Origin of the sequence: Variovorax terrae, assembly GCF_022809125.1 — a bacterium.
In the GTDB taxonomy this organism is placed as follows: domain Bacteria; phylum Pseudomonadota; class Gammaproteobacteria; order Burkholderiales; family Burkholderiaceae_C; genus Variovorax_A; species Variovorax_A terrae.
The window spans coordinates 3,252,398-3,258,397 of sequence record NZ_JALGBI010000001.1 but is presented as its reverse complement, the minus strand read 5'-3'; the positions used below and the strand labels follow the sequence as shown (position 1 = coordinate 3,258,397).

Annotated in this window: 3 protein-coding genes; 2 read left to right on the top strand and 1 reads right to left on the bottom strand. The window is 62.3% G+C overall.

All coding sequences use genetic code 11. From position 1 onward, the window contains the following. Positions 1-259 (bottom strand): hypothetical protein (locus MMF98_RS15240; protein WP_243307235.1); only part of this gene is annotated, 259 nt, incomplete at its 3' end. 582 nt (positions 260-841) lie between these two features. On the opposite strand from MMF98_RS15240, the gene MMF98_RS15235 reads away from it, so the two are divergent. Together MMF98_RS15235 and MMF98_RS15230 are read left to right on the top strand one after the other, a co-directional pair. Beyond that, complete coding sequence (locus MMF98_RS15235) at positions 842-4,237, top strand: AAA domain-containing protein (protein ID WP_243307233.1); 3,396 nt, start codon at positions 842-844, stop codon at positions 4,235-4,237. After that, positions 4,224-5,720, top strand: a complete 1,497-nt coding sequence (locus MMF98_RS15230; protein ID WP_243307232.1) for a hypothetical protein — start codon at positions 4,224-4,226, stop codon at positions 5,718-5,720. Before MMF98_RS15235 ends, MMF98_RS15230 begins: the two co-directional genes overlap by 14 nt. The last annotated feature ends 280 nt before the right edge of the window (positions 5,721-6,000 follow it).

The window sequence follows — 6,000 nt, the reverse complement described above, 5'->3', positions numbered from 1 at the left end:
CGACGTACTCGCCGGTGGTGGTGCCGATCTGCTGGCCGATGGCGCCGCCCATGAGGCCGCCGAGCAGGGCGCCGGTGAGGGAGCCCAGGGCAAGACCGACGGGGCCGGCGAGGGCGCCGGCCGTGGCGCCCATCTGGGCGCCGCGCAGGGCGCCGGCCATGCCGCTGGCGGTGCCAACGACGGTGCCCAGGGTGCCGCCGGCTTTGCGGGCGAGGTCTCGGGTGGTGACTTGGGTGGAACGGCAGTGGGGACATTGCATGGGGAGGCTCCTGGAGTTGAAGGGGGGTGAGGGAACACGGCAGGCTGTGAGGTGAGCAGACGACAAACAGCCCCTGGGCGCTTGTGGCGCACAGGGGCTGGAGGTCTGCTGGGGTGAAGGAAGAAGAAGTGAGAAGGGGGCCTGCCGTGGATCAGTCGGGGGGACTGCTCAAGGAAGGTATATGGGATTGAGAAGGGATAGGAAGGGGAGCGGGCTTCAACTCTTCAAGGGAGTGTGAGCAGGGTCGCCTCGGGGTCCTTCAATCTGAGTAGAGGTAACTACCAGGGTGGAGGACTTGCAGGCCGATTCATCATTCAAGCCTGATGGGCAGGGCGAGGGGCGCTGCGGCTTGTTGGGGGGTAGTCGGCATAAATCTGTCAGCCTGGAGTAACTCGGATGGCCGGTACAGGCTGAACTGAGACGCTCGCAGTTCAAGCGCGAGTGACTCCAATATCGCCCTCAGCGGCCATTTGAACTGCTGCAACTCGGCAGACTCGCCGATTACTTGTGCGAACCTTGGATGATGTCTCGATAGATTCCCAGCGTTGAACAGTTAGGATGCGCAGCAAGGAGTGAATCTGCATGGACAAAGGCAGTCAGGGGGGGCCGATCTTTTGCGGTCGATACGAGGTCGTTGCAGCCTTGAAGCCGGGTGGCATGGCCCGTGTGTACCGAGTCAAGGACCGCAGCACCCAGCTCACCCTGGCCCTGAAGCTACCGCTGGCGCCGTCGACCGACGCGCAAGCCAATCTGGCGTTCAACCGCGAGCGTGAGGCGTTGGAGGAGCTGCGGCATCCGAACATCGTTCAATTGGTCGATTCGGGTCGCACGGACGAAGGCGAACTTTTCCTGGCACTCGAGTGGCTGCCCACCTGCCTCAGCGAGAAACTGGCCGAGGGACGTAGTTGGACCTGGGAGGAGTTCTACGCGGACATTGGTGCGCCGCTGGTGTCGGCCCTCGCTGCGGCGCATAAGCGATACATCGCGCATCGCGACATCAAGCCTGACAACCTGCGCTTCAACGAGTTCGGCATGCTCAAGGTCACCGACTTTGGCATTGCCAAGGCCCGTGCCGGCGTCGGCATTGGCGAGACCTTTAAGCACGCTGGCTCCCCGCCCTACACACCGCCTGAGGCCGACGATGGAATGACCTCTTTCGCGCGTGACAACTACTCCTGGGCAGCCGTTGCACTGACGTGTCTGACGGGCACGACCTTCGCGAACTACGACGAGATCAAGCATGGTCTTGCGGCGCTGTCGGTACGCACCTCGCCACTGGCGATCCTGCAGCGCTGCCTATCGCTCAGCCCGCTGGAGCGTCCTGCCAACGCGACCGACCTGCAGGTACAGCTCGACGCCTTCCATCGAGAGTTCACAGACGGCCGTCCGCTGCAGATCACGGTGCAGATCAGTGTGCGCGATCTGGGCGAGCTGGCGCAGAAGCTCGGTGACCGCCGGCCGGAAGAAGCATTGATCCTCCTGCAGCGCGACCTCAATAGCTCATTGCATGCCTATATCGTCAACGAAGAGGATCGTACAGTGCGTCTGCTGGGAGCCACGCTTGACGTGACTTGCAAGGCACTGGACGACAGTGAGCTCTTCCGCATTCAGAGTGTGAGGCTTCTGGAGCCTGAGCGCGCCGAGAAGGAACGACGCCTAGCATGCGAGTTGCGAACGGTGACCGTGGACGTTCTGGCGCCCCTTGCGCCCACGCGCCAAGCCGCCAACCAGCGAGCATTCTGGCTGCGTCTCCAGGCAGAAGAAGGGCATCGCAGTCGCGAACGCGATCGTGTCACCCGCGAGCGTTGGTTCGACTGCTGGGCGGCCGTGCTGCGTGAGAAAGACCGCATCCAGAAGAGCCGCAGGTTGCGCATCAACTTCACCAACATGCGCTCGCAGGGCAACAACGCGGTTGCCCACTGCGAAGGTGAGCTCAATGCGGACGCCCTCCCGGAATCGCTGGTCTTCAAGCTGCCCACAGGCCGCCCGCTGATCTTCGAGGTTCACAGCGTCTTCGGCGAAGAGATCACCCTGCGTCCGCGCAACCTGAACGATGACTCGCTGCCCAGGGGCCCCGGGGTTCTGGAGTCTAACTACCACGCCGACAGCCAACCTGTCTCACGGCAACGCACGGCGCTCGAGAACGTGCGCCGAGACCGCGCCGCGTCGCCGGACCTCAAGACGCTTCTTTGCAATCCGGCCAGCGCCAGGGAGCCCGATCAAGGGGGGCTCCCGCCTGGTTCTGCCAAGGACCTGAACGGCGAGAAACTCGCCCTTTTGGAGCGTGCCCTCGGTGTCAATGGCATCCTGATGGTGGAAGGCCCCCCGGGGACTGGCAAGACTACGTTCATCGCTGAGTTGATCAGGCTCTATCTGAACATCTTTCCCGCTGCACGCATCCTGCTCTCATCCCAGACCCACACCGCGCTGGACCACGTCGTCGTCAAGCTGTTGGAGAAGGGGATGGAGCAGGTCATAGTACGCATCCATGGCGAGCGCCTCGAGAAGATCGACGAACGGGCCCTCCCGCTGACTCTCGACATCAAAACGCGCGCCTGGATCGAACGGGTGGAGGAGCGTGCACGCGAGCACCTGCGCGCCCAGGCCAAACAGGTGGGCCTGGATGCCGAAGAGGTGGAGGTCGTGGTACTCGGTGAGCAGCGGCATATTCTGCTGGCCGAACTGCGTGAACAGCAGGCGCAACTGGCGATGCTGACGGGCAGCATCACCGAAAAGTCCGCCGGAGAAGGGGAGGACGCCGAGGTAACCAAGACCTCCACCCTGCTCGACGAGCAGGCGCAGGTAGCTGAGCGGGTCAAGGTTCTGGAGCGCCGTCTGAGGAAGGTCGTCAAGAAACTTCATGTCTGTGGCGCGTACGGTAAAGCGGTGGCCTCCGAGTCCGACGAGATCAGCAAGGAGTGGATGGAGGCGCTCAGTAAACCGGATGCGCCCGGTGCCGATGTGCTCAAGCGCCACGTTGAGCTACAACTGGAATGGTTCAGCAGGCTCGGTGCCTCGAAGAATTTTCACGGCGCGGTGCTCGGAGAAGCCCGCGTGGTAGCGGGCACCTGTGTCGGGCTAGGCAACGTCCAGGCCATCGGCGAGCAGGTATTTGACCTGTGTATCGTGGACGAGGTCTCGAAGGCCACCCCCACTGAGACGCTCATTCCGATGAGCCGAAGCAAGCGATGGATTCTGGTAGGCGACCCGAAGCAGCTGCCGCCCTACTCGGAGCTGGACCCCAACAAAGTTCTGGAGCAGCGCTTCCCCATCGAGGAGGCAGAAGCGACGCTGCTCGACGTCCTCACGCCACAACTTCCCAAGTCGTGCAAGGCGCAGTTGACGGAACAGCGGCGCATGGTGGGTGGAATAGGCCGGCTGATCAGCGATGTGTTCTACGACGGCAAGCTTGTCACGATTCGCAAGGTAGCGGACCGCAACCCCGTGGCCGCGAAATTGCATCGACACGAGGTGGAGTGGCACACGACCGCTGCGCTCAAGCAGCGCCGCGACCAGGAGATGCCGGGCTGGACCTATAGGAACGCTACCGAGGCGACCATCGTGTATCAAATCCTGGAGCGCCTGAACGACGCCAACCGCGGCCGAGCACCGCTAAGCGTGGCGGTCATCGCGGGCTACTCCGCTCAGGTCAACGAGCTTGATCAACGCTTGCGGGGAACCGCCAAACCCTTGCAGAGCCTGCAGATCGAAATCAACACTGTGCACGCCTTCCAAGGCAAAGACGCTGACATCTGCATCTACAGCGTGACCCGCTCCAACGACCAGGGCCGGCTTGGATTCCAACGCGAAATGCCTCTACTGAACGTGGCGCTGTCCCGTGGGCGCGATGCGCTGATCATCGTCGGCGACGACGATTTCTGCCGCTCGGTCAACGCCGAAAACCCTTTCCGCCCTGTGTTGGCCCACATCGACAACAACCCCGCCGAGTGCGCGATCGTCAGCCATGATCGACTTTGACGCCGTCGCCGAGCAGTATCAGACGATGGACGGCATGCCGCTCATTGATTACCTGCCGATTGGACTGCCGATCTATCTGCTGTCGCTGGACAGCTTGGTCGCCGAGAAGCGCAATCTCATGCCGGTGGAGGAGTTCATCCTCAAGGCCGTCCTTGCAGGCGTGCGCTCGACCGCCGACGTAGTGGGCCTTCTGGGACTCGGCACTGAATACGGCACCAAGGTCGTCAACTCTCTATCGGACGACGAGTACCTGTCGCAGACGCCCTGGCTGGCGCTGCGTCCCAAAGGGATCGCCGTGCTCAGCGAGGCCGGTGAACGGCGCATCGAGGAAAAAGTCGTTTCACTCGCCTGGAACCCGCTGATCCAGGGGGTTGTCAAGACCCGGCTCGCCACCCTCGAGCCAGGCCGAGCACTCGCACTTGAACGCATGGTCCGGCTGGCGCCACCGAGCACCCGTTTGCCGGCATTGGTTGACCTTCCCCTGGAGCTTTCCGGCAATCAGCTGCGCGATGGGGAGCAGCTGATTCGCTATTTGTCCGTTCTGCGACGCACCCTGCGCTATGTCCCGGCGGTGCTGCTGCTGTACGCGCGTAGCAGGGGGGCCGAACCCTTGGCCCGGGTGGCCATTGATGGTGTCATCGACAACCCCAGCAGCGACGCCATCGCCAATCATGAGCTACTGCCGCGCCTCGGCATGGACAGCCTGTTCAACCGTCGCTCAGGCGCCATGGCAGTGGACCAGCGCATCAAGCCGCTCGGAGTTCTGCCTGGCAACGGATCACTGGCCGATCTGCTGAAAATCAAGAGCACGCTTCAGCTCGGCATCTCAGCCCTGGAGCGGCAGGACTCCGCCGCAGCGGCCACCAAGCTTGACGCCAAGAAAGCGGAACTGGTTGCGGTTCTGCAGCAGTTGGAGCAGATCCCAGTGCGCTCCCTGCTGCCGTTCGAGGTGCCCCAACTGGTGGACTACGCGTTGCAGAAAGCGAAACGCGAGATGCTGATCACGACCACCTTGCCCGTAGCGTCACGCCTGACGCCGATGCGGTTGCTGTTTCTGGATCAAGCATTGAAGCGAGGCGTCAGAGTGCGCATCCTCATCTCCGATCGTCCGATCGAGGAGGAGTGGCCGGAAAGCCCTGGGATACTACTGCGCAAGCTCAACGACATGGCGACACACCACAAAAACCTGGACGTCTCCTTCCTCAAGGACGCCGACCGCGTAGTGTTCGAAGTGAGAACGGACGATGTGATGCTCGGTGTGTCTAACGAGCCCCCGCTGGGCCTTCGCAGTCGCGAACCGTTGGCACGTGCCTTCTGCGGCTACCAGCTCTCGGGCAGCAAGCCGGTTCTGGCGTATTCCAACAACTATCTGAGCGAGCAGGCATTAAGCACGATTGGGAAGATCAAAATCCCGTCACTCGCGCAAAAGAAGCGCGGTGGCGAAGCCCTAAGCGCGATGCTGCCTGGCGGAGCGAATGGCTGAATGCCATACCCAAGCGTCGAGCTCGTTCGGCAGCTCTGCATCCAGACCGGATGCTCGGCCGTCGTACAGCTAAGCTAGCTATGACTTGCATACCGGACGTTGCATGCGTAAAGGCTGATGTCTGACAACGCTGCAGAGCCGCCCTCGCCGATGCGAGGGCGGCTTCAGGCTGAATGCGGACCTTTGCTTTAAAGCGCTCAATGACTACTACTGGTGGAAGCGGACGAGCGTGGAGTCGGTGCAGCCTTCGATGGCTGCTTAGCAAACCGATTCAGCCTTG